The 2,285-nt window shown below is 71.1% G+C and carries 4 protein-coding genes and 1 pseudogene; all 5 read left to right on the top strand.

The window, feature by feature from the left end; genetic code table 11:
• Positions 1-517: pseudogene (locus ACTS11_RS04935) on the top strand (molybdopterin containing oxidoreductase); the annotation flags it as partial.
• A gap of 73 nt (positions 518-590) precedes the next feature.
• Positions 591-953 carry an aldehyde dehydrogenase gene (locus ACTS11_RS04930; protein ID WP_442639231.1) on the top strand — a complete coding sequence of 121 codons (363 nt, stop codon included), beginning with the start codon at positions 591-593 and terminating at the stop codon, positions 951-953.
• A gap of 78 nt (positions 954-1,031) precedes the next feature.
• Entirely contained in the window at positions 1,032-1,373 is a 342-nt protein-coding gene (locus ACTS11_RS04925; protein ID WP_442639230.1) for an ArsR/SmtB family transcription factor, read from the top strand.
• A complete protein-coding gene (locus ACTS11_RS04920; protein ID WP_442639229.1) occupies positions 1,363-1,827 on the top strand; it encodes an SRPBCC domain-containing protein in 465 nt (154 codons plus the stop codon). The genes ACTS11_RS04925 and ACTS11_RS04920 overlap by 11 nt, the downstream gene beginning before the upstream one ends.
• Positions 1,824-2,201 carry a VOC family protein gene (locus ACTS11_RS04915; protein ID WP_442639228.1) on the top strand — a complete coding sequence of 126 codons (378 nt, stop codon included), beginning with the start codon at positions 1,824-1,826 and terminating at the stop codon, positions 2,199-2,201. The genes ACTS11_RS04920 and ACTS11_RS04915 overlap by 4 nt, the downstream gene beginning before the upstream one ends.
• The last annotated feature ends 84 nt before the right edge of the window (positions 2,202-2,285 follow it).

Genomic DNA, 2,285 nt, shown 5'->3' with positions numbered 1-2,285 from the left:
CCTCGTGGTGCCGGGCTGGCCGGGCTCCTGCTCGCAGAAATGGCTGACGCGGATCTGGGTCCGCGACGTGGTCCATGACGGCGAGAAGATGGGCGGCCAGTCCTATCGCGTGCCCGCCTTCCCGGTCGCGCCGGGAACGGAGGTCGCGGACGAGGACATGGTCATCATGGGGCCGATGCCGGTGAAGTCCATCGTGACCTTCCCCGCGAACGGCGCCGAGACCGGCCTCTCGACCGAGGTGCGCGGCCATGCCTGGGTGGGCGACCGCACGGTGGAGCGGCTCGAGGTCTCCGTCGATTTCGGCGCCACCTGGACCGAGGCCGAGCTCGACGCGCCGGTGAACCGGGGCGCCTGGCAGAACTGGCGCACCAACGTCACCTTCCCGATGGCCGGCTACTACGAGGTCTGGGCCCGCGCCACCGACAGCGAAGGCGTGTCCCAGCCCCACGCGGTCGCCTGGAACCCGCGCGGCTACAACAACAACTCGATGCACCGCATCGGCGTGATCGCCGGCTGACGGGCCGAGTGACGCAAGGAAGGGCGCGGCGCGGCCTGCGCGGCGCCCTTTCCCCGACAGGAGACAGCACGACATGACCACCCGACAGGCCCAGCTCCTGCTGGCCGCCCTGCTCGCCGCGCCGCTGATCCACGGCGCCGCGACCGCGCAGACCACCGTGACCGACGACCAGGGACGCTCCGAAGTGATCTACGACGTGGGCATCCTCCACGTGGCCCCCGGCGCGCAGATCACCTACGACCTCTGCACCATCTGCCATTCCGAGATGATCATCGCCCAGCAGGGCCAGACCCGCGAGGGCTGGGACGAGATCCTCGTCTGGATGGTCGAGGACATGGGGATGGCCGAGCTCCACGAGGAGGACCGCGCGCAGATCCTCGACTACCTCGCCACCCACTACAATCCCGACAGGCCGCATTTCCCAGCCCGGAACTGAGGTCCGCCGGACCGCCCTCCGAAGGACGGCGCGAAGATCATTCCTTACATGATCGAATCGTTATATAAGGGAGGCGTCATGAATGCCTCCCTCGACGATCTCTTCGCCGCCCTTTCCGATCCGACCCGCCGGGCGATCCTGGCGCGGCTGCGCGAGGGCGAGGCGAGCGCGGGAACACTCGCCGCCCCCTTCGCCCTGACACAGCCCGCGGTGTCCCGGCACCTCGCGACCCTCCGCCGCGCCGGCCTCGTGACCGAGCGGCGCGCGGGCACCCGCCGCATCTTCCGCCTCGCGCCTCACCGCCTCGCCGAGATCGACGCCTGGCTCGACGACTTCCGCATGGCGATGGAGGCGAACTACGCCCGCCTCGACGCCCTCCTCGCCACTCCCCCCGAAAGGACCGGCAACGATGAGCCTTGAGACGCAGCTTCTCGGCGGCCGGCAGGTCGTCCTGCGCCGCCACATCCCCGCGCCGCCCGCGCGCGTCTTCGCCGCCCATACCGAGGCCGACCTCGTCCGGCGCTGGATGTCCGGGCCCGAAGGCTCCGAGATCGTCCTCTGCGAGCACGACGCCCGCCCGGGCGGACGCTTCCGCATGCGCTGGCGGGGCGAGGGCTTCCCCGAATTCGAGATCACGGGGGAATACGTCGCCCTCGACCCGCCGCACCGGATCGAGCATGTCGAGCGGATGCACCTGCCCGATCTCACCACCCCGGACACCCGCATCGTCACCACCTTCACCGCCGAGGGCAGCGGCACCGCCATGGAGATGATCATGACCTTCGCAAGCGGAGAGGCGCGGGACGCGGCCCTCGCCACCGGAATGACCGACGGGATGGAGGCCTGCTACGCCCGCCTCGAGGCCACGGCATGAGGATCGGCATCAGCATCGACGTCCCCGACCTCGCGGCCGGCATCCGCTTCTACGGCGGCCTCCTCGACCTCCCGGAGGGGGCAAGGCCCCTGCCCCACCTCTGCGTCCTCGGCGGCGGGGCGCAGTCCCTCCTGCTGATCGAACGGGCCGAGGGCACGAACCCCTGCCGGGACCCGCAGATCCGGCGCGGCTACGCCCGCCACTGGACGCCCGTGCATCTCGATTTCCACGTCGCGGACGTGCCCGCCACCCGCGACCGCGCGCGCGCCCTCGGCGCCACCCTGGAGGCCTACCACGAGGTGCCGGGCCGCCCGCCCGCCGCCTTCATGGCCGATCCCTTCGGCCACGGCTTCTGCCTGATCGGATCGCGCTAGACGGTCAGTCCCTCGGGCTCCGGCAGGCCGTTCGCGCGGCAGCACGCGGTCAGCGTGGTGGCGAGAAGGCAGGCGATCGTCATC

This window comes from Roseicyclus sp. (assembly GCF_052168335.1).
GTDB lineage: Bacteria > Pseudomonadota > Alphaproteobacteria > Rhodobacterales > Rhodobacteraceae > Roseibacterium.
This window is presented reverse-complemented; position numbering and strand designations above follow the sequence as displayed.

Coding starts and splice junctions, on each gene's coding strand:
- ACTS11_RS04930 (WP_442639231.1), top strand. CDS start 591: ATGACCACCCGACAGGCCCAGCTCCTGCTGGCCGCCCTGCTCGCCGCG.
- ACTS11_RS04925 (WP_442639230.1), top strand. CDS start 1,032: ATGAATGCCTCCCTCGACGATCTCTTCGCCGCCCTTTCCGATCCGACC.
- ACTS11_RS04920 (WP_442639229.1), top strand. CDS start 1,363: ATGAGCCTTGAGACGCAGCTTCTCGGCGGCCGGCAGGTCGTCCTGCGC.
- ACTS11_RS04915 (WP_442639228.1), top strand. CDS start 1,824: ATGAGGATCGGCATCAGCATCGACGTCCCCGACCTCGCGGCCGGCATC.